This window comes from Roseivivax sediminis (assembly GCF_900112685.1).
Taxonomy (GTDB): Bacteria; Pseudomonadota; Alphaproteobacteria; order Rhodobacterales; family Rhodobacteraceae; genus Roseivivax; species Roseivivax sediminis.
In genome coordinates, this window is record NZ_FOMS01000005.1 from 156,541 (window position 1) to 182,383 (window position 25,843).

A 25,843-nucleotide genomic window follows, 5' to 3' on the forward strand; every position below is an offset into this window, starting at 1 on the left:
CCGCTTGTTTCGCGTGCCTCTGAGTCATCAATCATCCGTCAAAGCGGCGGGCCCGTCACGACCGATCTTGCGGCATCGGCAAGGCTCCGCCCGCGTGCGGCGCCTCATCACAAAGCGGCGACGGCCCGCCCCCCGGGTTGAGCTTGCGGCCCGCCCTTCCCTATGCTCTGGCGGATGACGCGGCGCGCGGGCGCCGGAAGCCGTGAGAGGAGCCACGTCCATGACCCCCATTCGCAGCGCCGCCGCCGTCCTGGCGCTTTGCGCGACGCCGGCCGTCGCCTTCGACATCACCGACATGACCGATGCCGAACGCGAGGCGTTCAGGGCCGAGGTGCGATCCTATTTGATGGAGAACCCCGAGGTGATCCTCGAAGCCGTCGAGACGCTCGAATCCCGCCAGGCGGCGCAGCAGGCGCAGGCGGATTCGGAACTGGTGGCGGAGCATTCGGAGGCGATCTTCGACGACGGCTATTCCTGGGTCGGCGGCAACCCCGACGGCGACGTGACCGTGGTGGAATTCATGGACTACCGCTGCGGCTATTGCCGCCGCGCCAAGGAAGAGGTGGAGCAGCTGGTCGAGAGCGACGGCAACATCCGCTTCATCCTGAAGGAGTTCCCGATCCTCGGCGAAGCCTCCGTCATCGCGTCGCGCTTCGCCGTGGCAACCCGGAACGTGGCCGGTGACGAGGCCTACAAGCAGGTGCACGACGCGCTGATGAGCATGTCGGGCGAGCCGTCCGAGGTGGCGCTGGAACGGCTGGCGGGCACGCTCGGGCTCGATGCGGACGCGATCATGGCCGAGATGGAAAGCGACGCGGTCCGCGAAGAGCTGCAGTCTGTGCGGTCGCTGGCGCAGGATCTGGCGATCAACGGCACCCCGACCTTCGTGATGGGGGACGAACTGGTGCGCGGCTACGTGACGATCGACCAGATGCGCGAGATCGTCGCCGAGGCGCGCGAGGCCGGGTGATCCGCGCGGCAGCTCTCTGCATTGCGCTGCTGCCCGCCGGGGCGGCGGCCGAAGGTCTGGGCGACACGGCGTCGGAGCACGCTGCGCTCGGCGAGGAATTGCGCGAGCTGTTCCGCGCAGAGCCCGAACTCGTGGCCCCGGCGGTCGGCCCCTCGCCCGCGCTCGTGAACACCATCGCACGGACCATGTATTCCGAGGAGATCGCCTCCGACCTCGCTCGGATCGAAGGCGAGACCGCCTCGTTGTTCGGGGAGGAGCGCCCCATGATCGGCGCGGACGGCAAGCCCCCCGCCATCGCGCTATTCGTCGGTCCCGCCTGCGAGGAGTGCGCGGCAGCGCAGGAGGAGCTGCACCGGCTCGCCAGCCGGCTCGGCGTTGCGGCGACGGTGATCGACATCGGCGATGCGGAGGATGCCGCGATGATGGCGCGGCTGACGCTCGATCAGGTGCCGTCGTACGCCATGCGCGACAAGCTCATCCGCGGGCACATTCCACCCGTGGTCCTGGAGCGCTATCTCTCCGAGTGAATGAACAGGGTGGGTCCGGCCCGCCCTGCAATTCCTGCCCGAAGAGGCCAAGAGGCGGCCGGGAGCGCGCGGGCTGGTCGCTATTCGGCGGCTTCCTTGGCGGTCGCGTCGGCGGCGTCGAGTTCCTCGGCCTTCTTCTCCACCTGTTCGACGATATGGTCGATCATCTCGTCGTTGGACATCGAATGCGACTTCTTGCCCGCAAGGTAAACCATGCCGCGGCCCGCGCCGCCGCCGGTGAAGCCGACATCGGTCATCAGCGCCTCGCCGGGGCCGTTCACCACGCAGCCGATGATCGACAGCGACATGGGCGTGTTGATATGCGCCAGCCGTTCTTCCAGCGCCTCGACCGTCTTGATGACGTCAAAGCCCTGGCGCGCGCAGGACGGACAGGAAATGATATTCACGCCGCGATGGCGCAGGCCGAGTGATTTCAGGATCTCGTATCCGACCTTCACCTCCTCCACCGGATCGGCCGAGAGCGACACGCGAACTGTATCGCCAATCCCCATCCACAGCAGGTTGCCGAGGCCAATCGCGCTCTTGATCGTGCCGGAGGTCAGCCCGCCCGCCTCGGTGATGCCGAGGTGGATGGGCGCGTCCGTCGCCTCCGCGATGCCCTGGTAGGCCGCCGCGGCGAGGAACACGTCAGAGGCCTTCACCGAGATCTTGAACTCGTGGAAATCATTGTCTTGCAGGATGCGGATATGTTCCAGCCCCGACTCGACCATCGCCTCCGGGCACGGCTCGCGGTATTTTTCCAGAAGGTGCCGCTCCAGGCTGCCGGCGTTCACGCCGATCCGCATGGAGCAGCCGTTGTCGCGCGCCGCCTGGATCACTTCGCGCACCCGGTCTTCGGAGCCGATATTGCCCGGATTGATCCGCAGGCAGGCGGCGCCGGCCTCCGCCGCCTCGATTCCGCGGCGGTAGTGGAAGTGGATATCCGCCACGATCGGCACCGGGCTTTCGCTGCAGATCTCCTTCATCGCGCGGGCGCTGTCCTCGTCCGGGACGGACACGCGCACGATATCGGCGCCCGCCTCGGCGGCGCGGGTCACCTGTTCGATCGTGCCCTTAACGTCGGTCGTCGCGGTGTTCGTCATGGTCTGGACCGAGATGGGGGCGTCGCCGCCCACCGGCACGGAGCCGACCATGATCTGTCGCGAGGTGCGGCGATAGATGTTGCGCCAGGGGCGAACGTGGTTGAGGCTCATGGATCCTCCGTCGAGCGACGCCGCGGGCCGCATCAGGGCCCGTTCCTGCATCGCTAGCTAAACGACGGCGCGCGCCGCTTCAACCGGCGCGGCAATCACTCCTCGGCGACGGGGGCCGCCGCGCCGGAAAGCTCCGCCACCGCCTGGCCCAGGACCGCGTTCTGCGCCGGGTCGGCCGGGCGCATCGTCTGCGTCACCTCGGCCACGGTCAGTGCAAGATTGTCCGCGATGGCGCCGGTGCTGCCGTAAGGTCCGTAGGTCTCGCCGTTCACCGCGAAGTAGACAGCCCCGGCATTGCCGCTGCGGATCGTCGGCGGCTCCGAGGTCTGCGGCACGTCGTAGGTGTCGCCGGCCTGCATGACGCTCTCGAACAGGTCGGCGCCGGTGGCGTCGCGCACGCGCACCCATGTTTCGGCGGTGGCCACGATCGTGACGCGGGGATTTCCCTCTTCGAGGACCTGCGGCGTCGGGGCCGGCACCGTCTGCTCCGATGGCTCGGCGCTCGCCACGCGCGGGGCGCGGTCGAGATTGAGCTCGGCCACCACGCGCTGGAGATCTGCATCCGAGGACGGCGCGGCCTCCGCGAAGCGTTGCGTCACCGCCTCGGGTTCGAGCGCGACACCGGACGTCACGGACCCGCGGGCGCCAACCGGGCCGTAGGTCTCGCCGGCCACCGCGAAGTAGACCGCGCCGGATTCGCCGACTTGCAGGACCGGGCCCTCGACATCGGGCCCCGGGGCGTAGGTGTCGCCGGCGTTGAGGATGCCCTCGAACACCTTGGCGCCGGATGCGTCGCTCACCCGCACCCATGCGGGGCGCACGGCGATCGTGGTCACGCCGTCGCGTGGGCCGGTGACGGGCGTGCGGCTGCCGTCGCCGCCCAGCACCTCGGCCAGCGTCTGTTCGATCGCGCTGGTGGCGGAATTGGCGGTCTGCACGTTCGGCAGCTCGTTCCGGCCGGCCCCGGCGAAGGCGCCGACGCGGCTCGGATCGAGGGTGGAGATCGGCGCGTCCCGCGCCACAAGCACCGGCACGTCGAGCGCCTGCGGCCGGTAGAGCCGGTCCAGCGCCTCGTTCGACGGCGGTGAAAAGACCCCGGCGGATTCCACCGCCTCGGCCTCGTCCTCAGGCGCGGCAGGCCGGGCCGCGGCCACGGGATCGAGGTCGGACAGCACCACCGGCGTCTGATCGACCGGCGTAACCTGCACCCGCTGCACCTCCTGCAGCACGGTGTAGCCGCCGTAGCCGATCCCGCCGATCAGCGCGGTCAGAACCAGCATGGACCCCACGGCGCCCGGCTCGATCCGCGACAAGAGGCTGTCATTGGCCGGGGCGAAGGGCAGCGCCGGTTGCTTGAACGGGTCGCGCGCGGGTTGGGCGGCTTTCGCTTCGGGGGCCTCGCGGGGACGCTTGAGCACGGAGGCCTCGGCAGACATGCCGTGCGCGACGGAAAAGCCGCTTTCCTGACAGAAGGCGTGGAAGGTCTCGTCGGGATCCATCCCGAGATAGCGCGCATAGGACCGTACGTAGCCGGCGATGAAGCCGGGCGTGTCGAAGGCGGAGGGATCGCAATTCTCTATCGCGGCGATGTAGCTCGCCTTGATGCGCAACTCGCGCTGCACGTCGAGAAGCGATTTGGCGAGCGTCGCCCGCTCCCCGCGCATGACGTCGCCGAGGCGCAGCGCAAAGTCGTCGAAACCGCGCGGTGACCCGCCCTCGGTCTCGAACCCGTCCTGCGGAGATGTCATCCGCCAAGTCATTGCGGCTGCCCCGATGTCACCGTCACATGTCCCGTGCCTGTATCAGGCGCGTATCCCGACTCTCTGCCTGACGAGTCGAGTCGCCCCTCTTATTGGAGCGAGCGTACCACAGGACAAGGCTTTCGACACAACTTTGAGTGTCAGGCGGAAAGATCAGCGCGATTCAGCGCACAATGCGACCACAGTTCATCCATCGCGTGAACGAGATGATCGAGTTCTTTCGGGCCGTGTACGGGCGACGGGGTGAAGCGCAGACGCTCCGTCCCGCGGGGGACAGTGGGATAGTTGATCGGCTGAACGTAGATCCCGTAGCGATCGAGGAGCATGTCCGACAGGACCTTGGTGTGCACCGGATCGCCGACGATGACCGGCACGATATGACTGCCGTGGTCGATGATCGGCAGGCCCATGCCCTTCAGCCGGGTCTTGAGGATCTTCGCCTGGGTCTGGTGCCGCTCGCGCAGCGCCTGGTCGCGCTTGAGATGAGCGACAGAGGCCGCAGCCCCGGCGGCGACGGCGGGCGGCAGCGACGTGGTGAAAATGAAGCCCGGCGCGTAAGACCTTATTGCATCGCACATTCTTCCGGACGCGGCGATGTATCCGCCCATCACGCCGTAGGCCTTGGCCAGGGTGCCGTTGATGATGTCGAGCCGGTGTAGCAGCCGGTCCCGCTCGGCCACGCCGCCGCCGCGCGGGCCGTACATGCCGACGGCATGCACCTCGTCGATATAGGTCAGCGCGCCGAATTCGTCGGCCAGATCGCAGATCGCCTCTATCGGGCCGAAATCGCCGTCCATGGAATAGACGGATTCAAAGGCGATCAGCTTCGGCGCGGCCGGATCGTCCGCCGCCATCAGTTCGCGCAGGTGCGCAACGTCGTTGTGCCGGAAGATCCGCTTGGCGCCGCCGTTGCGGCGCACGCCCTCGATCATCGAGGCGTGGTTCAGAGCGTCGGAATAGATGATGAGGCCCGGAAACAGCTTCGGCAGGGTCGACAACGTGGCATCGTTGGCGATGTACGCCGAAGTGAAGAGCAACGCCGACTCCTTGCCGTGCAGGTCGGCCAGTTCGGCTTCCAGACGCTTGTGGAAGACCGTGGTGCCGGAGATGTTGCGCGTGCCGCCGGAACCGGCGCCGGCGGCATCCACCGCCTCGTGCATCGCGGACAGGACCGCCGGGTGCTGCCCCATCCCCAGGTAGTCGTTGCCGCACCAGACGGTGATCGGCGTTTCCGACCCGTCGGGCTTGCGCCAAGTGGCATGGGGGAAATGTCCGCGCTGCCGCTCGATATCGATGAACGTCCGGTACCGGCCCTCTTCGTGCAGTTGGTCGATGGCCTGTTCCAGTTGCGCGTTATAGTCCACGCCGCGTCTCCCACTTCCTGTCGCGAAGCCGAGTCGGCCCGCGCCGCCCACGTCCCGGGCGGTATTCCGCGTATGCTGTGCATATAGAGCACAGCTCGCCCGAACAACCGGTTACCCCAAGACCGAAAGTCGCAGCTTTGACATAAGTCATATCGGTTGCGCGCCTTTCGGAAACTTTCCCGAGTCATGGGTATCCGGCTGTTATGGGACCATCCCGGGCCTTCGCCGCGCCACCCCTCCGATGGTCTTGGCCGTCCAGGCGGGCTGGACACCGCCCGGCGCGCTGGTACCGTCGCCGCCAGACCACAGGATCAGGAGTGCCGCGATGTCCCTCGACGCCGTCCTTGCCCGGATCGACGCCGACCTGCCCGCCGCCACGGAGCGGCTGTTCGAGTTGTTGCGCATCCCGTCGATCTCGACCGACCCCGCCTACAAGGACGAATGCCGCCGCGCCGCCGAATGGCTGGTTGCCGACCTTGCCACGATCGGCGTGGAGGCGGGGCTGCGCGACACGCCCGGTCACCCCATGGTCGTCGGCCACGTACCCGGCGACGGCCCGCACGTGCTGTTCTACGGCCATTACGACGTGCAGCCGGTGGACCCGCTGGAGCTTTGGGACCGCGATCCGTTCGACCCGGCGCTGGAAGACACGGAAAGCGGCCGCGTGATCCGTGCCCGTGGCTCCTCGGACGACAAGGGCCAGCTGATGACCTTCGTGGAGGCCTGCCGCGCCTGGCACGCGGAGACCGGCCGCATGCCCTGCCGCATCACATTCTTCTTCGAGGGCGAGGAAGAGTCGGGCTCGCCGTCGCTGGTGCCTTTCCTAAAGGAGAATGCCGAAGAGTTGCGCGCCGACGTCGCGCTGATCTGCGACACCACGCTCTACGGCACCGAGACACCCGCGATCGTGACCATGCTGCGCGGCCTTCTGGGCGAGGAGGTGGAGATCACCGGCCCCGACCGCGACCTGCATTCGGGGTTTTTCGGCGGGCCGGCGATGAACCCGATCCGGGTGCTGACACGCATCCTCGGCAACCTGCACGACGACGCCGGCCGGGTGACCGTGCCGGGTTTCTACGACGGTGTGCCGGACCTCGACCCGGGCCTGCGGTCGCGCTGGGACGCGCTCGGGTTCGATCCGACCGGCTTTCTGGGCAGCGTCGGGCTCGGCCTCGCCGCCGGGGAGGCCGAGCACAGCGCGCTTGAACAGATCTGGTCGCGTCCGACCGCCGAGATCAACGGCATTCTCGGCGGCTATACCGGCGCCGGCTTCAAGACCGTGCTGCCCTCGCGCGCCTCGGCAAAGGTGAGCTTCCGGCTTGTGGGCGACCAGGACCCGCTGGCGATCCGCGACAGCTTCCGCGCCTGGGTGCGCGATCAGGTGCCGGAGGATTGCAAGGTGACCTTCCGAGACCACGGCGCGTCCGGGGCCTCGGTGATGGCGACCGATCACCCGGCCTTCGAACAGGCGCGGCAGGCGCTGTCGGCCGAGTGGCCTCAGGAGGCCGCGTATATCGGAGCCGGCGGCTCCATCCCCGTGGCCGGGCATTTCAAGTCCGTCCTGGACACCGACGCGATGCTGATCGGCTTTGCCAAGGACGACGACCAGATCCATTCGCCGAACGAGAAATATGATCTCGACAGCTTTCACCGCGGAATCCGGAGCTGGGCGCGCATCCTCGACGCGCTGGCCTGATCCTGCGGCCGCGCTCGCACCGCAGCGTCGGCGCGGGCGTTTACCAAGAAACGGTTAAGAAATTGCCCCTCGTGGCCCGGAGCTTTCCGCTTTTACGCCGCAATCCCTGCGCATCCTGCGCGCCATGACACACGCGATCCGCAAACAGACCAAGGCCGACTTCGCCGCTCGTGTGCAGCGGGTCGCTCCCGGCTACGGGCGAAGCCGGACGGCACCACCGCCGCAATCGGGTTCGCCTTTCGCCTTGGGCCTTCTGGGTTTCGCCTGGATCTATCTCGCCGTTTCCGTGGCGCAGAACCGAGGCCACCTGCATGCCAGCATCGAGGCAAGCGCCCTGCCACCCCATGCGCAGGTCTGGGTAATGGCCGGCCTCGCCGCAATGCTCGCGGTCAGCGCGGTCATGGTGATCGTCCATCTTGCCCGCCTGCTGCGGCGCGGGCACCGCGGAACGAGCGGATCGATCCTTGCCGGCGGCCTCTTCGCCATGGCGTTTTGCCACATCCCGACCGGCATATTCGAGGCCGGAATCGCCATGCTCGACTTCAACACGTCAAGGCTCCTGCGCAGCGCCGGGGCGACGATGCAGGATGGCGTGGGGTTCGACCTCGTCTCGATCAGCTTCACCGCCGCGCGCTGAGCGACCGACCATAGGTGTCGTCAGCCACCCCGGCGCGGCGCGGCCAGGCGCCGGACTAGTCCTGTGGCGCTCACCTCGCCGAGGACGCGGCCGTCGCGCACCACGCGAAGCCGCTCCGGCCCCTCCGCCAGCCGCGCCATGACGTCGGTCACCGGCACGTCGGGCGCGAGTTCCCCGTCCGTGTCGGCGCCGGTCGCCGGCTCCATCACGTCACGCGCACAAAGCACCCCGAGCGGGTTCATGTGCGCCACGAACTCCGCCACGTAATCGTCTGCCGGATCTGAATAAATCTCTTCCGGTCGTCCGCATTGCACGATCCGGCCGCCCTCCATTATGGCGATGCGGTTGCCCAGCTTGAACGCCTCGTCGAGGTCGTGGCTGACGAAGACGATGGTCTTCTGCATCTCGCGCTGCAGTTCCAGCAGCTCGTCCTGCAACTTCGTGCGGATCAGCGGATCGAGGGCCGAGAACGGCTCGTCCATCAGGAGGATCGGCGCGTCCGTCGCGAAAGCGCGCGCAAGGCCGACGCGCTGCTGCATCCCGCCGGAGAGCTCGCCCACCTTGCGGTCGCCCCAGCCGTCGAGGCCGACGAGCCCGAGCTGTCGGTCCACCCGTTCGGTCCGTTCGGCCTTGCCCACCCCCGCAAGCTCGAGGCCCAGACCGACATTCTCGCGCACGCTGCGCCAGGGAAGAAGCCCGAATTGCTGGAACACCATCGCCACGCATTCGCGCCGCACCTGCCGCAGGTCCCCGTCCGAGGCATGGGTCACGTTGCACGTCCACTGCCCGTCGCTGACCGTCACCGACCCGCGCACCACCGGGTTGAGCCCGTTGATCGCCCGCAGGAGCGTCGACTTGCCCGACCCCGACAGCCCCATGAGCACCAGCATCTCGCCCGGCGCGACGTCGACGGAGCAATCGTGCACGCCCAGCACCTGCCCGGTGCGCTTCTGGATCTCCGCCCGGCCCTGGCCCTGGTCCATCAGCGGCAAGGCCGCTTGAGGTTCTTCCCCGAAGACGATGGAAACATTGTCGATCTTGACAGCAGGCGTCATTTGCGGCCTCCGACGTTCAGCATCCGGTCGAGCATGATGGCGACGACGACGATGACGAAACCGCTCTCGAAGCCGAGCGAGGTGTTCACCTGATTGAGCGCCCGCACCACCGGCACGCCAAGCCCGTCCGCCCCGACGAGCGCGGCGATCACCACCATCGACAGCGACAGCATGATGGTCTGGTTGAGCCCCGCCATGATCTGCGGAAAGGCGCTCGGCAGTTCCACCTTCCACAGCACTTGCCGGTCGGTGGCGCCGAAGGCCCGCGCCGCCTCAAGCAACGGCTCGGGCGTGGAGGAGACGCCGAGATAGGTCAGCCGGATCGGGGCCGGCACCACGAAGATCACCGTCGCCATAAGGCCCGGCACCATGCCGATGCCGAAGAACACGATGGCCGGAATCAGATAGACGAAGGTCGGCAGCGTCTGCATCAGGTCCAGCACCGGCCGGATCACGGTATAGAGGCGCGGGCGGTGCGCCGCTGCGATGCCAATGGGCACGCCCACCCCCATGCACACCACGCAGGCCGACAGGACAAGCGTCAGGCTTTCAAGCGTCTCTTCCCAGTAATCCTGGTTGAGCACGAACAGAAAGCCCAGACCCACGAACAAGGCCACCTTCCAGCTGCGCTGCAGCGCGTAGGCCAGCGCCATGAATAGGGCGATAATCACGAAGGGGTGCGGGCTTTCCAGCGCCCAGAGCACGCCGTCGATCAGCCCCTCCATCCCGCGCGCGAGCGCGTCGAGCAGCCAGCCTGCATGGGTGCGGATGCCGTCGAAGACGATTTCCGCCACGTCGCCCACGGGAATCTTGTAGTCTGTCAGCCAGTCCAGCACGGGTCGTCCCCCAGTCACGGCGCCGCGTCGGGCGCTCTTTCATCGCATGTCCGGTCGCGGCGGCTCATGGCCTCGCGACGCCCGGCGGCGCGTTGTTGATTGACGGGTCAATTAATGCCGCGATATGGTCCGCGCCGCAACCGCCAATTTGGCAAGGGATCCCGCACGCATGGGAAAAGAGGTCCAGCGCCGGCGCGACCTGATCGCGGCGACCATCCGCGAGATAGGCCAGCACGGCACGCTGAACGTGACCGTGGGGCAGATCGCGCGCAGGGCCGGCGTCTCGCCCGGCCTCGCCTTCCACTATTTCGGCGACAAGGAGGCGCTGTTTCTCGCCACCATGCGGTCGATCCTGCGCGACTACGCGCGCGACGTGCGCGACGCGCTCGACACGGCACAGGGTTCGCGCGCGCGCCTCGACGCGATCATCGAGGCCAGCTTCGCCGACAGCCATTTCCGCGACGGCGCGGTCGCCGCCTGGCTCAATTTCTACGTTCTGGCCCAGACCTCACAGGAGGCCGCGCGATTGCTGGCGCTCTATCACCGGCGGCTCGGCTCAAACCTCCTGCACGATCTGCGCCCGCTTGCCGGGGACGAGGCGCCCGCCATCGCAATGCGGCTCGCGGCGTTGATCGACGGGCTGTATCTGCGCTTCGCCCTCGCTCGCGGCGCCGTCGACGCGCAGCCGGCCGCCGACCAGGTGCGCGCGGCCCTGGCCCGCGAACTGGCCGCCTGCGCTCACCGCGGCGACAGCGCAGTCAGGTTGTAGCCGTACCAGTCCAGGATCTCCTCGGCCGCCGCCAGCCGCTCGCCCGGCCGGCCCGTCCGGTCGAGCACGAAGACCCAGGCGCCACCCGGATCGCCCATCGCCGCGGTGCGCCCGTCCGCGTCCAGCCAATGCACCCAGAGCGGCCGGCCCGCGACGGTGAACCGCCCCGGCGCGACTTCCTCGACCGCATGGTCCGTTCCGGCGATACGCATGCGGCCCGGCGCGAACCGCACGGCGGCGCCGGGCGGCACGCCCGCCCCGCGGACCACCTGCCACTCGCCCTCGAGCCGCGCCGCCGTCACATCGATCTGCGCCCCCACCGGTGCGCCGCTCTGCCTCAGCGGTGCCGGCGGCGCGGGCAGGTCCGGCGTCGTCCGGCCGCAGGCGACAACAACGGACACGAGGACGAGGCAGGCCAGTCGGGCCGCAAGCGCCCCGCAGCCGCCGCGCCCTCCCGCGCGCGCATCGCGCGACGACGCGAACGCCTCGCTCACGTGTCCTCCTCCGGATCCTTGCGGCCCCTGAAGCCCGTAGCCACCACAAACTTCTCGGAGGAATCCGCGCGCGAGGCCGGCGGCTTGACGTTGGCGACATTGTCGAAGCGCTGCTTCAGCAGCGTCTGCAGACCGCTTTCCGCACCGCCCGCCAGCACCTTGGCGACGAAGGTGCCGCCGTCCTCCAGCACGTCGAAGGCCAGCTCCGCCGCCGCCTCGCACAGCGCCACGATGCGCAGGTGGTCGGTCTGCTTGTGCCCCGAGGACGAGGCGGCCATGTCCGACATCACCACGTCCGCCGGCCCGCCGAGCCAGTCCTTCACCCGGTCGTCGGCGCCATCCTCCATGAAATCGTGCTGGTGGATCTCGGCCCCCGGGACCGGGTCCACCTCCTGCAGGTCGACGCCCAGCACGCGCCCGCGCTGGCCCGACCGCTCGCCGAGCGCGTTGACCCGCGCCGCCGCCACCTGGCACCAGCCGCCCGGCGCGCAGCCGAGGTCCACGACCCGCGCCCCCGGCACCAGGAACCGGAAGCGATCGTCGAGCTCGAGGATCTTGAACGCCGCGCGGCCGCGATAGCCCTCGGCCTGCGCCCGCTTCACGTACGGATCGTTGAGCTGACGCTGCAGCCAGCGGGTCGAGGACGCCCTGCGTCCCCGTGCCGTCTTCACCTTGACCTTCAGGTCGCGCTGCCCGCGCCCCGAAGAACTCTTGCCTCGTCCCGGTTCCTTCGCCATCGCCCCTGCTTCATCTGCCCTGAAATATCCCGGGGGTGTGGGGGCAGCGCCCCCACGCGGTCGCCCCGCATCGCCCGGCCCGTCACTCTCAGAACGGTCCGTCCTCGAGCACCCCGTCCGCCGACATCTGCGCGTAGAGGAGGCCCTCGCGCAACCCCCGGTCGGCCACCGACAGCCGATCCGTCGGCCAGCACCGCAGCAGGGCCTGCAGGATCGCCGCGCCCGACATGATCAGCGCCTGCCTGTCCTGGCCGATGCGCGGATCGCGCCGGCGGCCGACCGGCCCGAGCTCCAGATACTTGCGGATCACCGCCTCGATCTGATCGGAGGTCATGCGCAGCCCGTCCACCTTCGTGCGGTCATAGCGCTTCAGTCCCAGATGCGAGGCCGCCACCGTGGTTACCGTGCCGCTGGTGCCGACGATCTGGAAACCGGCGCGTTCCTGTTCGTCCTTGTAGGGCGCGAATTCGGCGAGGTTCTCCTCGAAGAACCACGACATCAGCGCGTAGCGCGCCGCGTCGTCCTCCACGTCAGAGAACTGGTCGCGCAGCGTCGCCACGCCCAGCGGCACGCTGATCCAGTCCACCACCTTGGCAGCAGGAAACGGGCTGCCTGCCGTGTGGAACCCGGCATGCAGCCGCATGATCGCCTTCGGCCGCTCGCGGTGCGGCACGCTCGACAGGTCGATCCACACCAGCTCGGTCGAACCGCCGCCGATATCCACGACCAGAAGCTGTTCGGTCTTGGTGGAGACCAGCGGCGCGCAGGAAATCACGGCCAGCCGAGCCTCCTCCTCGGGCTGGATGATCTCCATCCTGAGGCCGGTCTCGCGCTCCACGTGGCGGATGAAGGTGCGGGCGTTCTGCGCGCGGCGGCAGGCTTCCGTGGCCACCAGCCGCATCCGCGTCACGCCGTGGCGCCGGATCTTCTGCTGGCACACGCGCAGCGCTGCCACCGTGCGCCCCATGGACGCGCGCGACAACCGTCCCGTGCGCTCGAGCCCATGGCCCAGCTGCACGGATTTGGAGAAGCTGTCGATCACGTGAAACTGGTTGCCCCTGGGTTGGGCAATCAGCATCCGACAGCTGTTTGTTCCCAGATCCACCGCCGCATAGAGGCCGGCTGGATCGGGCTTCGCGGGTGCGTCGCTCTCGACCGGTTTCGGGAAAGCGCCCGCACCTGTGGGACGCTCTGGCGCCATGTTCATGCGCCTTTCCGATGTCAACTTGGCCTCACGTTACGCCCCGCGCCGGACCCGCGCAAGCCTCCGTGCCGCCGCCCGTCGCCGCGTCGCCTCCGGGCCCGCCGGACCCGCGCGCGAAGCCGATGGCAGGACATCCCGTAGGACGAAGCGCCACGCTCCGGCACCGTGCCAGGAGGGCCCTCTTTGCGCATCTGCGGCCTCCGGGACACACTAGGGAGTGTCCGTTCGAATGCGACGCGATCTGTCGCTCACGCTGTCCGGGATGTCGAAATCCGACCGCAGGGGATGCCCCGCGGCCGCTATCAGGGACCTCAGCGGAGCAGAGGAGACCCGGCCATGGCAGCGCTGACCATCGTCTACTGGCGCGATATTCCCGCCCAGGTCATCGTCGGCGGCGGCCGGCGCGGCGCCAAGATGCCGCTGCCCGAACGGTTCGAGCAGGCCATCGACCGGGCTGCCATGGCTTCCGGCGCGGCCGGGACCGACGCCTATCTCGCAGGCTGGCACAAGGTCCCCGCAGGAGAGGCGTCCGGCGACGCCGCGGCCGAGGCCGCACGCATCGACGCCGAGTACGATCATCAGCGGTTAATCTCGCTCGCCCATAATGGCGGCCACGCCCACGCCCACGCCACGCTCTGACGACGGAGATCCGGACATGACCATCCTGCCCTTCGGCAAGCGCGCCCATGCCGCGCGCCCCGACGCCTCCGTCGCCGCGCTGGCCGCGACCGCCTCGATCGAGGTGATGCCGCGCACGCTGGCCAAGGTGGACGACCTGCCCGCGATCCTGCCCACCGGCACGCGGGTCTACATCGCCCATATCGACGGCACCCCTATCGAGGAGATGGTCGCGGCCGCCGCCCGGCTCGCCCAGGGCGGCTACACCGTGATGCCGCATTTCCCCGCGCGCGTCATCGAAGACAAGGCGATGCTCGCCGACTGGATCGCCCGCTACCAGGGCGAGGCCGGGGTCACCGAGGCGCTGCTGCTCGCCGGCGGCGTGTCCGAGCCGCGCGGCGCCTTCCATTCCTCCATGCAGATGATGGAGACCGGGCTTTTCGACGCGCACGGCTTCACCCGCCTCCACGTCGCCGGCCACCCCGAGGGCAACCGCGACATCGACCCCGACGGCAGCGACCGCGCCGTGATGGAAGCGATGCACTGGAAACAGGCCTTCGCGGAGCGTACCGATGCGGATATGGGCATCGCCACGCAGTTCGCCTTCGAATCCGCGCCGCTCTTCGCCTGGGCCGACCGGCTCTCGGCCGAGGGAATCGCGCTGCCGATCCATCTTGGCCTCGCCGGACCGGCCAGGCTGCAGACGCTGGTGCGCTTCGCCGTGGCCTGCGGCGTCGGCCCGTCGCTGCGCGTGCTGCAACGCCGCGCCGCCGACGTCACCAAGCTGGTCAAACCCTTCACGCCCACCGACATCGCGACCGAGATCGCCGCCCACGTGACGGAGCGGCCGACGGGCAACATCGCCGGCATCCACCTCTTTCCGCTGGGCGGGATCGCCGCCTCCGCCGACTGGCTGGCAGAGATGCGCGCGCCCGCGATGGCGCAGGCGCGACGCCGCTAGCCCCGATGGCGGCCGCGCTTCTCTTTGATCTCGACGGCACGTTGCTCCATTCGGATGCGTTGCACATGCAGGTCTTCATCGAGCTCTACGCCGAACGCGGCCGCCGGATCGACGAAAGCTATTACCTGAGCAGCATCCACGGCCGCCACAACTCCGAAACCTTCGCCCGCGATTTCCCGGACGAGGACCCGATGGCCCTGTCGGACGAGAAGGAGGCGCGCTTTCGCGACCGCCTGCCGGCGCAGGTCGATCCGATGCCGGGCCTGCCCGCCCTTCTCGACCGTGCGGCGGCCGAAGGCTGGCGCGTCGCCGTCGTAACCAATGCGCCGCGCCTCAACGCCGAAGCGATGCTGAGCGCGATCGGCCAGCGCGCCCGGTTCGACACGCTGGTGATCGGCGACGAATGCGCGCGGCCGAAACCCGACCCGCTGCCCTACACGGAGGCGATGGCGCTCCTCGGCGCCCGCCCGCAGGACGCCATCGCCTTCGAGGACAGCCCCTCCGGCACGCGCGCCGCGCAGCTTTCCGGCGCGTTCACCATCGGCGTGCGCTCCTCCCTGCCGCACGACCGGCTTCGCGAGGCCGGCGCCCATGCCTCGATCGCCGACTTTGCCGATCCCGCCCTCGCGCCGATTCTCGACCAACGCCTTCAGACCGGAGCCGCCCCATGACCCGCACCGTCCTGCAATCCGCGACCAAGACCGCGATCCTCGGCTTCGACCAGCCGTTCTGCGTGATCGGCGAGCGCATCAATCCCACCGGCCGCAAGAAGCTCGCCGCGGAGCTCGAGGCCGGCGATTTCTCCACCGTGGAGAAGGACGCAATCGCCCAGGTCGCCTGCGGCGCCACGGTGCTCGATGTGAACGCCGGCGTGGTCTACAACTCCAACCCCAACCCGAACGAGACCGAGCCGCCGCTCATGCGGAGCATGATCGAGCTCGTGCAGGGCCTGGTCGACGTGCCGCTCTGCATCGACAGTTCCGTGCCCGCGGCGCTCGAGGCCGGGCTCGACGCCTGCCACGGCCGCCCGCTGGTGAACTCCGTCACCGGAGAGGAAGAGCGGCTCGAATTTGTGCTGCCGCTGGTGGCAAAGTACAACGTGCCGGTGGTGGCGATCTCCAACGACGACACCGGCATCTCCGAAGACCCGGACGTCCGCTTCGCCGTCGCGAAAAAGATCGTGGAGCGCGCGGCAGATTTCGGCATCCCCGCGCACGACATCGTGGTCGATCCCCTGGTCATGCCGATCGGCGCGATGGCGACCGCGGGCCTGCAGGTCTTCGCCCTCGTGCGGCGCCTGCGCGACGAGCTGGGCGTGAACACCACCTGCGGCGCCTCCAACATCTCCTTCGGGCTGCCGAACCGGCATGGGATCAACAACGCCTTCCTGCCGATGGCGATGGCCTCGGGCATGACCTCGGCGATCATGAATCCCTGCGCGCTGCCCCTGACCCCCGCGAAAGTGGCGGAGAAACGGGCCGAGGTGGAAGCGGCGGGCGTGATGCTGCCCCCGGACATGGACGACGAAACCTTCTGCCGGCTGTTCAACATCGGCTCCACCGAGGCACGGCCGGGCGGCGAGATGACGGCGATCCGCGCCGCCAACTTCCTGACCGACAACGACGCTTCGGGCGCCGCCTGGATCCAGCACAACCGCGTCCCCGGCGAGGCCGCAACCGGCGGCCGCGCCGGAGGTCGCCGCCGGCGCCGCGCCTGACCTCAGCAGGGCCGACTGCAAAGGTTCTCGCAGGGGATGCCGTGATCGTCCCCGTCGCGCACCCGCTGGCCGCGTTGCAGAAGCTTGAAGCAGGCTTCCTCGCAGGACCGCAGGCGTTTGCAGCTGACATCGCTGCAGTCGAACGCCTGCGCCACGAGGTACGGCTTCAGAAGATCGGGAATTTCGGTCGAAACCTCGGCCGCATCGGCTGTCGCCGCGAAGGTCCCGAGCAAGGCCATGAAAACCAAAGCGAAAAAGCGCATCGAACCATGTGCGCACACATGAGATTATCTGAACTTAATCTTTTTCCGGCGCCGGGCGAGTCTTTCCGCCCCACCGAACTAGAACCGCGCCCCTGCTTCTTTGGGCCGAAAAATACTCCGGGGGTGCGGGGGCAGCGCCCCCGCCGGGCGGGGCTTGGGGGCTCCGCCCCCAAACATCGTGTGCGCGCACCGCGCGCCCCGCCGGATCAGGCCTCCGCCTTCGCCTTCTTTTTCTCGGCCTTCACCTTCTCGGCAAGGTCGCGGGCGATCGCGAAGGCGCCCTGGATCTTGTCCTTGTCGCGGGTCCAGTCGCGGCGCACGACGATCTTGTTGTCGCGCACCTTGGCGAGCCCGTCCTGCGCCTTGATGAACTCCACCAACCCCTGGGGGGAGGCGAACTTGTCGTTGTGGAACTGGATCGTCGCGCCCTTCGGCCCACCGTCGAGCTTGGAGATCCCGGCGCGCTTGCACATCGCCTTGATCCGCACCACCAGCAGCAGCGTGTTCACCTCTTTCGGCAGCGTGCCGAACCGGTCGATCAGCTCCGCCGCGAAGCCCTCGAGCTCCACCTTCGTCGTCAGCTCCGACAGACGCCTGTAAAGCCCCAGCCGCACGTCGAGGTCGGGCACGTATTCCTCGGGGATCAGCACCGGAACGCCAAGGTTGATCTGCGGCGCCCACTGGTCGTCGCCGACCTCCTGGATGCCCTCGGCCTCGCCCGAGCGGATCTTGGCGATCGCCTCTTCCAGCATCGACTGGTACAATTCGTAGCCGACCTCGTTCATCTGGCCGGACTGTTCCTCGCCCAGAAGATTGCCGGCCCCGCGGATGTCGAGGTCCTGCGACGCGAGCGCGAACCCCGCCCCCAGCGTGTCGAGCGAGCCCAGCACGCGCAGCCGCTTCTCCGCCGTCGGCGTCAGCCTGGCGCGCGGCTTGGTCGTGAGATACGCATAGGCGCGCGTCTTGGAGCGGCCCACCCGACCGCGGATCTGGTACAGTTGCGAGAGCCCGAACATGTCCGCGCGATGCACAACCATCGTGTTCGCCGTCGGGATATCGAGGCCGGATTCCACGATGGTCGTCGCCAGCAGCACGTCGAACTTGCCGTCGTAGAAGGCGTTCATCTTGTCGTCGAGCTCACCGGCCGCCATCTGGCCGTGCGCCACGACGTAGCTCAGCTCCGGCAGCTGCTCCTTCAGGAATTCCTCGATCTCCGGTAGGTCCGCGATGCGCGGACAGACATAGAAGCTCTGCCCGCCGCGGTAATGCTCGCGCAACAGCGCCTCGCGGATCGTCACCGGGTCGAATTCCGACACGTAGGTCCGGATGGAGAGGCGGTCGACCGGCGGCGTGCCGATGATCGACAGATCGCGCACCCCGGTCAGCGACATCTGCAGCGTGCGCGGAATGGGCGTCGCCGTCAGCGTCAGCACGTGCACATCCGAGCGCAGCGCCTTCAGCCGCTCCTTGTGGGTCACGCCGAAATGCTGCTCCTCGTCGACGATCAGAAGGCCCAGGTTCTGGAACCGCGTGCCCTTGGACAAAAGCGCATGGGTGCCGACGACGATGTCGACGGTGCCCTTGGACAGCCCCTCGCGGGTCGCATGCGATTCCTTCTGGCCGATGAAGCGCGACAGGCCGTGGACCTCAAGCGGAAAGCCGCGGAACCGCTCCTTGAAGGACGCCAGATGCTGCCGGGCGAGCAGCGTGGTGGGCGCGATCACCGCGACCTGCACGCCGGACATCGCCGCAACGAAGGCCGCCCGCATGGCGACCTCGGTCTTGCCGAAACCCACGTCGCCGACGATCAGCCGGTCCATCGGATTGCCGGCGGTCAGGTCAGCCATCACGTCCTCGATGGCGCTGAGCTGATCGTCCGTCTCTTCATAGGGGAAACGGGCCGCAAAGGCGTCCCACGCGCCGGGCGGCGGATCGAGGATCGGCGCCTTGCGCAGCGCACGCTCCGCCGCGATGCGGATCAGCCGGTCGGCCATCTCGCGGATGCGTTCCTTCAGGCGGGCCTTCTTGGCTTGCCAGGCGCCACCGCCGAGCTTGTCGAGAAGCCCTTCCTCGTGCCCGTACTTGGACAGAAGCTCGATGTTCTCCACCGGCAGGAAAAGCCGTGCACCCTCGGCGTATTCCAGTACGAGGCATTCATGCGCGGCCCCTGCGGCCTGTACCACCTCCATGCCCGTGAAGCGTCCGATGCCGTGATCGACATGGACCACAAGATCGCCGGGCGTGAGCGCCTGAATTTCGGTCAGGAAGTTCTCGGCCCGCTTGCGTTTTCTCGGCTGGCGGATGAGCCTGTCGCCCAGCACGTCCTGTTCGGAGATGACGGTGATCCGCCGGTCGCCCCACGGCCCTTCGAAGCCGTGCTCCAGCGCCCAGACGGCGAGGTGCACGCCGCGCTTGCCGATCCGCGTGCCGTCCGAGATCGGGATCGTCCCGGACAGGCCCTCGTCCTCGATCAGCCCTTCCAGGCGCTCGCGCGCGCCCTCCGAATAGGATGCGATGACCACCGGTCCGGCTTCGAGCTTTGCATTAACGTGGTTTGCCAAAGCTTCGAAAAGGTTTACGTTTTCCTGTTGACGCTCCAGCGAGAAATTCTTGCCGATGCGCCCGCCGGCATCCGCGACGCCGGGGCCGCTGGCCTGCTCCAGCGGATGGAAGCGCACCACGCGCCGATCCGCGGCGACGGCGTCCCAGGCGGCCTCGTCCAGATAGAGCTGCTGGGGCGGGCACGGCTTGTAGACCGTGTCGGACCGCTTGTCGGCCATGGCGTGCCGGCGTGTCTCGTACTGGTCGACGATCGCCTCCCACCGCGCGATGTGCTGCGGGCGCGTCTGTTCGTCTGCGGTGACGGTCGCGCCGGGCAGGTAGTCGAACAGCGTCTCCAGCCGTTCGTGGAAAAACGGCAGCCAGTGCTCCATGCCCTGGTGCTTGCGGCCCGCGCTCACCGCCTCGTAGAGCGGATCGTCCGAGCCGGCGGCGCCGAACTCGATCCGGTAGTTCTGGCGGAAGCGGCGGATCGCCTCCTCGTCGAGGATCACCTCGGAGACCGGCGCGAGTTCGACGCGCTCCAGCTTGTCGGTCGTACGCTGGGAGGCGGGATCGAAGCGCCTCGCGCCGTCCAGGACATCGCCGAAGAGGTCGAGCCGCACCGGCCCGCCCTCGCCCGGCGGATAGACGTCGATGATGCCGCCGCGGATCGCGTAATCGCCCGGCTCCATCACCGTGGGCGCCTGGCTGAACCCCATGCGCACGAGAAAGCCGCGCAGCGCGTCCTCGTCGATGCGGCGCCCGACCTCGGCAACGAAGGCGGCCTCGCGCAGGACCTCGCGCGCGGGCACCCGCTGCGTCGCGGCGTTGAGCGTGGTCAGCAGCACGAAGCGCTCGGGCATCCCGTGAACGAGCGCCGCGAGCGTCGCCATGCGCGCGGCCGAGATGTCCGCGTTGGGCGAGACCCGGTCGTAGGGCAGGCAGTCCCAGCCGGGGAAGGTGAAAACCGGCATGTCGGGCGCGAAGAACGCCAGCGCGTCCTGCATCTGCGCAAGACGCTTGTCGTCGCGCGCCAAATGGATCACCGGTCCGGCGGAGGCCTCCCCCAGGACGAGCGTTGCATCGAATCCCTCGGGCGCGCCGCCGTTGGTGACGTGGGTTTTCTGGGGGGTCGAGACTGCCATGTCCCGGGTCAAATGGGCCATGGCCTTCGCGCCGTCAACTGCCGAAGGGCCCGACGGCAAGGTTCATGTACATCCCCCACATGGTCGTGACCAGAACGGACAGGACGCCGATCGCCTGCACTGCCACGCGGTGCCGCCCGAGGCGCCGCCGCAGCTCCGCGCCGCTAAGGCCCCGGCGCCGGATCTGTGCCGCGGTCCGCACCGACAAAAGGCCGACGAACGTCATCGGCAGGCCAAGCAGGAACAGCGCCTGCGCGAACTCCAGCCCGAAGCCGAAGCCGAGCACCGCCAGCGCGGTGAGCCCGAAAGAGCCTATGGAGACAAGGATCAGCCCGGCCTCTTCCGCGATCAGCAGAAGGCGGTTCACGTTGATGCGCACCATGTCCTCGAAGTCCGTCTCGGCCTGCCCGCCAAGGCGGGCGGCGCGGCTGACCATGTCGAAGGGCACGCCGAGGACCCAGTGGCTCGCCGTCGACCACATGACCGCCAGCGCGATCCAGAACCACAGGTTCGAGAACGACCGCATGTCGATCACTTCGAAAACGGTCTGATGCCAGTCCACGCGCGCCCTCGTCCAGATGGTCGGTATCATCCCCGCGGAGGCAGCGGGAACAAACCGTGTCTGCGGAGACTTGGCGGAAGCGGCGGGCAAAGACAAGGAACGAGCGCGGCGCTCCGGCGAATTGAGCCGCACCGTAGGTATCCAAGGCACGCTCACCGCCACCGGGCTGGACTTCGCCGGGCGCCCCGGTGCATGGCAGACGGGCGCGACGTCCAGGAGGTTCACACCGATGCAGCCCGTTCAGGCCCCCTTCCCCGCCACCCGATTCCGCCGCACCCGCGCGACGCCCGCGCTGCGCGCGCTGACACAGGAAAATGCGCTGTCTCCGGCGGATTTCATCTGGCCGGTGTTCGTGCGGGACGGCACGGACGTGATGGAGGAGATCCCCTCGATGCCGGGTGTCCACCGCCGGTCGGTCGACCGCGTCGTCGAGGCCGCGCGCGAGGCAAGCGATCTGGGCATCCCGGCGATCTGCCTGTTTCCCTACACCGATCCCTCGCTCAAGACGAAGGATTGCGCGGAGGCCTGGAACCCCGAGAACCTGTCGAACCGCGCGACCCGCGCGATCAAGGACGCGGTGCCGGAGATCGCCGTGATGACCGACGTCGCGCTCGACCCCTACAACATCGACGGTCAGGACGGCTTCGTGCGCGACAGCGACGGCTACGTCGTCAACGACGAGACGGTGGAGGCGCTGGTAAAACAGGCGCTGAGCCAGGCGGCTGCGGGCGCCGACATCATCGGACCCTCGGACATGATGGACGGCCGCATCGGCGCGCTGCGCGCCGCGCTGGAGGCCGAAGGTCACCACAATGTCGCGCTGCTGAGCTACGCGGCCAAATACGCCTCGGCCTTCTACGGGCCGTTTCGGGATGCGGTCGGGGCGTCCGGCGCGCTCAAGGGCGACAAGACGACCTACCAGATGAACCCGGCGAACGGCGACGAGGCGATGCGGCTCGTCGCGCGCGATCTGTCGGAAGGCGCGGACATGGTGATGGTCAAGCCTGGGATGCCCTATCTCGACATCTGCCGCCGCGCCAAGGACGCCTTCGGCGCCCCGACCTATGCCTACCAGGTGTCGGGCGAATACGCGATGCTGGCCGGCGCGGCGCGCAATGGCTGGCTCGATGGCGAGCGGGTGATGATGGAAAGCCTGATGGCCTTCAAACGCGCCGGCTGCGATGGCGTGCTGACATATTTCGCGCCAGAAGCCGCACGCCTGCTAAACGCATAGCGGCGATCTGCTCATTGCGGCGGCTTGACGGTGACAATTCGCCGAGGAGCGGGTAGTTTGCTACTCAACCGGCAAGGAATGGCCGGACCCGAGACATTTCAGGCAGAAAAGAGCGGTATCATGATGGATTTCACACGACGCGGGCTCCTGCTCGGGCTGGGCGCGGTCGGCCTTGCGGCCTGCAACAACGCGGTGGGCAGCCGCGGTCCGGAGCGTATCGACGCGCGGGTCGATGCGACACTTCGGGCGCTCTATCAGCAATATCCCGGCACCACGCAGCTGCGCGAGAAGGCCAGCGGCATCCTGGTGATGCCGCTGGTGACCGAGGCCGGGCTCGGCCTCGGCGGCGCCTACGGGCGCGGCGCACTGCGGGTGAACGACGCGACGGTGGACTACTACTCGACCACCCGGGCCTCGGCCGGGCTGCAGATCGGCGCGCAACAATACGCCCATGTGCTGTTCTTCATGACCGAGGATGCGCTGCAGAACTTCCGCCGCTCGCCCGGCTGGACCGCAGGCGCGAACGTGGAATACGCGATCCCCGAGGGCGGCGAGACGCTGACGGCGGAGACTCTGACCTCCACTTCTCCGGTGATCGCGGTGATCTTCGGGCAATCCGGCCTGCGCGCGGGTGCGACCGTCGAAGGCACGAAATACTCGCGGATCATTCCGTAACGCGCGTCTTAGGCGATGACTGCTCCACCCTCGGCGACGGTCGGGGGCTGATGGTTTAGGCCGCCTGCGGCACCGTGTCCGGCGCCGACTTGCGTTCGGCGTGCAGCTCCGCCGCGTGGATGCCGAGGACGATGAGCCCCGGCCAGAGCATGTAGGCCTCGATCTCCAGATTCTCGCCGAAGCTCAGAAGCACAATGGTCATCACGATGGACAGCGGCAGCGCCCCGCGCGGCCCTCGTGCCGCGTCCGTCAGCGCCAGAAGCGTCTGCCACAGGAGCGGCACCAGCAGCGCCAGGAGGCCGACGAGGCCCTTCACGAAGAGCAGCCCCCACCAGGTGTGATGGCTGCCGATGGGCATGTATTCGACGACATGCGCACCGGGATGCACGGTGCCGTGGCCGAACCAGAACGCCTCGTTCTGCCAGCGCTCGCCGGCGATGCGCTGCAGCGTCTCGCGCACGCGGGTCGAATCCGCCCGCGCGCCCTTGAACGCGGCGATGCCGTCCTTGATCGCTTGCACCAGCGCGGTGCCGACCACGGCGAGCGACGCCGCCGCGGCGGCGAGCATCTGCCACGCCCAGCCCCGCAGGATCAGCGGCATCAGCCGCGGCCCCGTGGTGCAGGCCACGAGGCCGACCAGCCCCATGCGCGATTTCGACAGAAGGATCATCGCGACGCCGGCGGCAATGCCGATGCTCTTCCAGCGGATGTTCTTTTCCTCCAGCGCGAAACAGACCTGGATCACGCCGAGAAGCGCGGCAAAGGGCGACCACGGCGCATAGAACTGCCAGCGCGGCGTCCAGCTGCCCGGATCCCAGGTGAAGAAGTAGACCGAGAAATACTCCGGCCCCGGCCCGCCGATGGCCTTGAGCGGCGAGGTGAAGATCCGCTCCGGCAGGCCGACATAAGGCGCCGCGAAGAGGATCGGCAGAAGCGCGAGCGTCCAGAGCCCCACGACGCATTGCCCGCGCACCAGCACCTCGCGCCGGATCGGCAGCACCGCACCCGCGAGGGGAAACAGCGCCAGAAGCGCCCAGCCCTTGGCCCAGCCGATCGACGACTTGATTGTCTGCTTCAGCCCGAGGCCCCAGTCCACGTGCCCGACCCAGAGCGCCACCAGCATCACGAACATGCCGAGAAACCAGCACCACACGACCGGCGGCACCGGCCCGCGCGCCCGAAGATCCGCACGGATCGCCGGCCCGAGATAGAGCGACAGCGCCGCCAGCCCGCCCAGGAGCCACGCCAGCACCGGCCCGACGACGTAGAGCGCGCCGATGAAGTAGAACGGCCAGGTCAGGCGCAGCGCCTTGTTCACCATCGCCTCGGCCGGGTTCTGCGGAAGCGCGGTCATTCGGCCGGCACCATGGCGGGGGTTGCGCGGGGCTCGCCGGTGGTCAGCAGACGGTCGATCAGCGGACGGCGCAGCCAGCCCAGCATCAGGCCCATGAAGAAGAACATCGTCGCGGCGATGCCGGCCGCGAGCGCCAGCTTGCGCTTGGGCGAGGACGGCTCGGTCGGCAGCGCCGGATCTTCCAGCACCTGCACCAGCGGATAGGAAGCATACAGGTCCGTCTTGGTGGTCTGGCTGCGCGCCATGGCAGAGGCGAAGACGGCCTCGGCCACCTCGAAATCGCGGCTGAGATCCTCGAGCCGCGCCGCAGGCTCCAGAAGCGCGATGCGCTGCGCCTCGGCGGCGTCAAGACGGGTGGTCATGGCGGCGTGTTCTGCGGCGAGGCCGGCGCGCTCGGCCTCGAGCGTGACGAGCTTGGACAGAAGGTCGGCACGGCTGCCCACATGGCTGAGGTCGAGCCCGTCCAGCGCGTCGCCCGACAGGCCGGTCAGGCGGGCGGCGCGGACGGTGGCCTCGGATGCGGCGGCGGCATGGGCGGTGCGCGCGGCGCGCACCTTCGGATGGTTTTCCCCGAACCGGCCGCGCGCCTCGCTGAGAAGCGCCGCCTGCTCCGACATCGCCGCGGCCAGCGCGCCGAACTCGGTGTCGGCGTGAAGCCGCAGGGCCGCGGCCGCGAGCGGCGGCGTGGTGCCGAGCGCCTGCTGGAGCGCCGTCACCGCCTCGGTCTTCTCGTCGAGCGTCGCGGTCAGGTCCGAGACACGCTCGCGCAGCGCGTCGGTCTCGGCCACCAGCGTGTCGAACTGCTCGGCGGAGATGAGGCCCGTTTCGCGCTGGAGGCGCGCGATCTCCTCCCGGGTGGCGAGCACCGACTGGCGGTATTCCTCGATCGCCTCGCCGGCGCCGGTCTCGCGGATCGACGCCTCGTCGGCGCGCAGCGCCTCGATCTCCGAGAAGAAGGCGGAGAGGAGCGCATCGCCTCGCGCCTTGGCATCCTCGGGCGAGTTGCCGACCATGCTGACATGGATGAGCCCGGTCTGATCGACCAGTTCCACCCGCGGCTGGCCGAAATCGCGCGGGTGCATGTCCAGCGTTTCCGCCGCGGCGCCGAGGATCCGCTCTGCCCCGATCAGGCGCTTGTAGGTCTCCGTCGGGCTGACGGAGGAATTGGCATAGGGCGAATTGGAAAACGACGAGGCCTGCCCGATCCGGTCGAGGTTGACCGAGGCCGAGGCACCCGCACCCGGCAGGATCAGCGACAGCCCGGAGGTGTAGCGCAGCGGCGCGGTCTCCAGGTAACTCATGATCGGCGTCCAGATGCAGACCGCACCGATCGCGAAGAGCCCGGCATAACGGGGCATGCGGCCGAGATCGGCCACGCGGCCCCCCCGCAGTAGGCGCAGGGCGGACAGCTGGCGGAACGGCAGGCGGACAAGGCGCGGGATTGGGATCATGGCGGGTCTCCTTCGCGGTCCGTCATAGCCGCGAAGAGTGCGGCCCGCGCGGAGGCCGG

24 protein-coding genes are annotated in these 25,843 nt (G+C 68.6%); 11 read left to right on the forward strand and 13 right to left on the reverse strand.

Annotation, left to right across the window (positions count from 1 at the left end; translation table 11 throughout):
* The first annotated feature begins 220 nt into the window (after window positions 1-220).
* Window positions 221-970, forward strand: coding sequence for a DsbA family protein (locus F3H57_RS09630; protein WP_149755689.1), 750 nt, complete (start codon window positions 221-223; stop codon window positions 968-970).
* Window positions 967-1,497, forward strand: a complete 531-nt coding sequence (locus tag F3H57_RS09635; protein ID WP_188129657.1) for a hypothetical protein — start codon at window positions 967-969, stop codon at window positions 1,495-1,497. The genes F3H57_RS09630 and F3H57_RS09635 overlap by 4 nt, the downstream gene beginning before the upstream one ends.
* A gap of 80 nt (window positions 1,498-1,577) precedes the next feature.
* Here the strand turns inward: F3H57_RS09635 and ispG are convergent, their stop codons facing one another.
* The 3 genes from ispG to hemA all read right to left on the reverse strand — a co-directional run bounded on the left by ispG (window position 1,578) and on the right by hemA (window position 5,835).
* The gene (ispG, locus tag F3H57_RS09640) at window positions 1,578-2,711 is read right to left on the reverse strand and encodes a flavodoxin-dependent (E)-4-hydroxy-3-methylbut-2-enyl-diphosphate synthase (RefSeq protein WP_149755691.1); all 1,134 of its coding nucleotides are present in this window, start codon (window positions 2,709-2,711) and stop codon (window positions 1,578-1,580) included.
* Between the two features lie 95 nt (window positions 2,712-2,806).
* Window positions 2,807-4,459, reverse strand: a complete 1,653-nt coding sequence (locus tag F3H57_RS09645) for a helix-turn-helix domain-containing protein (RefSeq protein WP_149755692.1) — start codon at window positions 4,457-4,459, stop codon at window positions 2,807-2,809.
* A 152-nt stretch (window positions 4,460-4,611) separates the two neighbouring features.
* Window positions 4,612-5,835 carry a 5-aminolevulinate synthase gene (gene hemA / locus F3H57_RS09650; RefSeq protein ID WP_149755693.1) on the reverse strand — a complete coding sequence of 408 codons (1,224 nt, stop codon included), beginning with the start codon at window positions 5,833-5,835 and terminating at the stop codon, window positions 4,612-4,614.
* Window positions 5,836-6,160: 325 nt separating this feature from the next.
* On the opposite strand from hemA, the gene F3H57_RS09655 reads away from it, so the two are divergent.
* Window positions 6,161-7,531: a M20/M25/M40 family metallo-hydrolase gene (locus F3H57_RS09655; protein ID WP_149755694.1), complete on the forward strand. Its 1,371-nt coding sequence runs from the start codon at window positions 6,161-6,163 to the stop codon at window positions 7,529-7,531.
* A gap of 124 nt (window positions 7,532-7,655) precedes the next feature.
* Window positions 7,656-8,168 (forward strand): hypothetical protein, encoded by a 513-nt coding sequence (locus tag F3H57_RS09660; protein ID WP_149755695.1) that lies wholly within the window; start codon window positions 7,656-7,658, stop codon window positions 8,166-8,168.
* Between the two features lie 20 nt (window positions 8,169-8,188).
* Here F3H57_RS09660 and choV read toward each other — a convergent pair whose 3' ends face one another.
* Both choV and choW read right to left on the reverse strand, forming a co-directional pair.
* Window positions 8,189-9,223, reverse strand: a complete 1,035-nt coding sequence (gene choV, locus F3H57_RS09665; RefSeq protein WP_149755696.1) for a choline ABC transporter ATP-binding protein — start codon at window positions 9,221-9,223, stop codon at window positions 8,189-8,191.
* Window positions 9,220-10,056 (reverse strand): choline ABC transporter permease subunit, encoded by an 837-nt coding sequence (gene choW, locus F3H57_RS09670; protein ID WP_149755838.1) that lies wholly within the window; start codon window positions 10,054-10,056, stop codon window positions 9,220-9,222. The genes choV and choW overlap by 4 nt, the downstream gene beginning before the upstream one ends.
* A gap of 172 nt (window positions 10,057-10,228) precedes the next feature.
* Between choW and betI the strand changes: the two genes are divergently transcribed.
* The gene (gene betI, locus F3H57_RS09675) at window positions 10,229-10,828 is read left to right on the forward strand and encodes a choline-binding transcriptional repressor BetI (RefSeq protein ID WP_149755697.1); all 600 of its coding nucleotides are present in this window, start codon (window positions 10,229-10,231) and stop codon (window positions 10,826-10,828) included.
* Here the strand turns inward: betI and F3H57_RS09680 are convergent.
* The 3 genes from F3H57_RS09680 to F3H57_RS09690 form a co-directional block, all read right to left on the reverse strand.
* Window positions 10,798-11,322, reverse strand: coding sequence for a lipocalin/fatty acid-binding family protein (locus tag F3H57_RS09680; protein WP_223163031.1), 525 nt, complete (start codon window positions 11,320-11,322; stop codon window positions 10,798-10,800). The genes betI and F3H57_RS09680 overlap by 31 nt on opposite strands.
* The gene (locus tag F3H57_RS09685; protein ID WP_149755698.1) at window positions 11,319-12,059 is read right to left on the reverse strand and encodes an RlmE family RNA methyltransferase; all 741 of its coding nucleotides are present in this window, start codon (window positions 12,057-12,059) and stop codon (window positions 11,319-11,321) included. Before F3H57_RS09685 ends, F3H57_RS09680 begins: the two co-directional genes overlap by 4 nt.
* Window positions 12,060-12,147: 88 nt before the next feature.
* Window positions 12,148-13,260 (reverse strand): Ppx/GppA phosphatase family protein, encoded by a 1,113-nt coding sequence (locus F3H57_RS09690; protein WP_149755840.1) that lies wholly within the window; start codon window positions 13,258-13,260, stop codon window positions 12,148-12,150.
* Between the two features lie 339 nt (window positions 13,261-13,599).
* Between F3H57_RS09690 and F3H57_RS09695 the strand changes: the two genes are divergently transcribed.
* The 4 genes from F3H57_RS09695 to F3H57_RS09710 are packed head-to-tail and all read left to right on the forward strand — an operon-like array spanning window position 13,600 to window position 16,559.
* Complete coding sequence (locus F3H57_RS09695) at window positions 13,600-13,902, forward strand: virulence factor (protein WP_149755699.1); 303 nt, start codon at window positions 13,600-13,602, stop codon at window positions 13,900-13,902.
* 16 nt (window positions 13,903-13,918) lie between these two features.
* A complete protein-coding gene (locus tag F3H57_RS22175; protein ID WP_188129648.1) occupies window positions 13,919-14,842 on the forward strand; it encodes a methylenetetrahydrofolate reductase in 924 nt (307 codons plus the stop codon).
* 5 nt (window positions 14,843-14,847) lie between these two features.
* On the forward strand, window positions 14,848-15,513 hold the full coding sequence (locus F3H57_RS09705; RefSeq protein WP_149755700.1) for an HAD family hydrolase: 666 nt from the start codon (window positions 14,848-14,850) through the stop codon (window positions 15,511-15,513).
* Complete coding sequence (locus F3H57_RS09710; RefSeq protein WP_149755701.1) at window positions 15,510-16,559, forward strand: methyltetrahydrofolate cobalamin methyltransferase; 1,050 nt, start codon at window positions 15,510-15,512, stop codon at window positions 16,557-16,559. The genes F3H57_RS09705 and F3H57_RS09710 overlap by 4 nt, the downstream gene beginning before the upstream one ends.
* Before the next feature lie 2 nt (window positions 16,560-16,561).
* Here the strand turns inward: F3H57_RS09710 and F3H57_RS09715 are convergent, their stop codons facing one another.
* From F3H57_RS09715 to F3H57_RS09725, 3 genes are all read right to left on the reverse strand, one after another.
* A complete protein-coding gene (locus F3H57_RS09715) occupies window positions 16,562-16,822 on the reverse strand; it encodes a hypothetical protein (RefSeq protein WP_149755702.1) in 261 nt (86 codons plus the stop codon).
* A 206-nt stretch (window positions 16,823-17,028) separates the two neighbouring features.
* Window positions 17,029-20,529 (reverse strand): transcription-repair coupling factor, encoded by a 3,501-nt coding sequence (gene mfd / locus F3H57_RS09720; RefSeq protein WP_223163032.1) that lies wholly within the window; start codon window positions 20,527-20,529, stop codon window positions 17,029-17,031.
* Between the two features lie 13 nt (window positions 20,530-20,542).
* Window positions 20,543-21,070: a component of SufBCD complex gene (locus F3H57_RS09725; RefSeq protein ID WP_149755703.1), complete on the reverse strand. Its 528-nt coding sequence runs from the start codon at window positions 21,068-21,070 to the stop codon at window positions 20,543-20,545.
* 229 nt (window positions 21,071-21,299) lie between these two features.
* Between F3H57_RS09725 and hemB the strand changes: the two genes are divergently transcribed.
* Window positions 21,300-22,304 (forward strand): porphobilinogen synthase, encoded by a 1,005-nt coding sequence (hemB, locus tag F3H57_RS09730; RefSeq protein WP_149755704.1) that lies wholly within the window; start codon window positions 21,300-21,302, stop codon window positions 22,302-22,304.
* A 123-nt stretch (window positions 22,305-22,427) separates the two neighbouring features.
* Window positions 22,428-22,979 carry a lipid-binding SYLF domain-containing protein gene (locus F3H57_RS09735; protein WP_188129656.1) on the forward strand — a complete coding sequence of 184 codons (552 nt, stop codon included), beginning with the start codon at window positions 22,428-22,430 and terminating at the stop codon, window positions 22,977-22,979.
* 55 nt (window positions 22,980-23,034) lie between these two features.
* On the opposite strand, the gene F3H57_RS09740 is transcribed toward F3H57_RS09735, so the two are convergent.
* Complete coding sequence (locus tag F3H57_RS09740) at window positions 23,035-24,333, reverse strand: O-antigen ligase domain-containing protein (protein ID WP_149755706.1); 1,299 nt, start codon at window positions 24,331-24,333, stop codon at window positions 23,035-23,037.
* Entirely contained in the window at window positions 24,330-25,784 is a 1,455-nt protein-coding gene (locus F3H57_RS09745; protein ID WP_149755707.1) for a GumC family protein, read from the reverse strand. Before F3H57_RS09745 ends, F3H57_RS09740 begins: the two co-directional genes overlap by 4 nt.
* Window positions 25,785-25,843 lie beyond the last annotated feature (59 nt).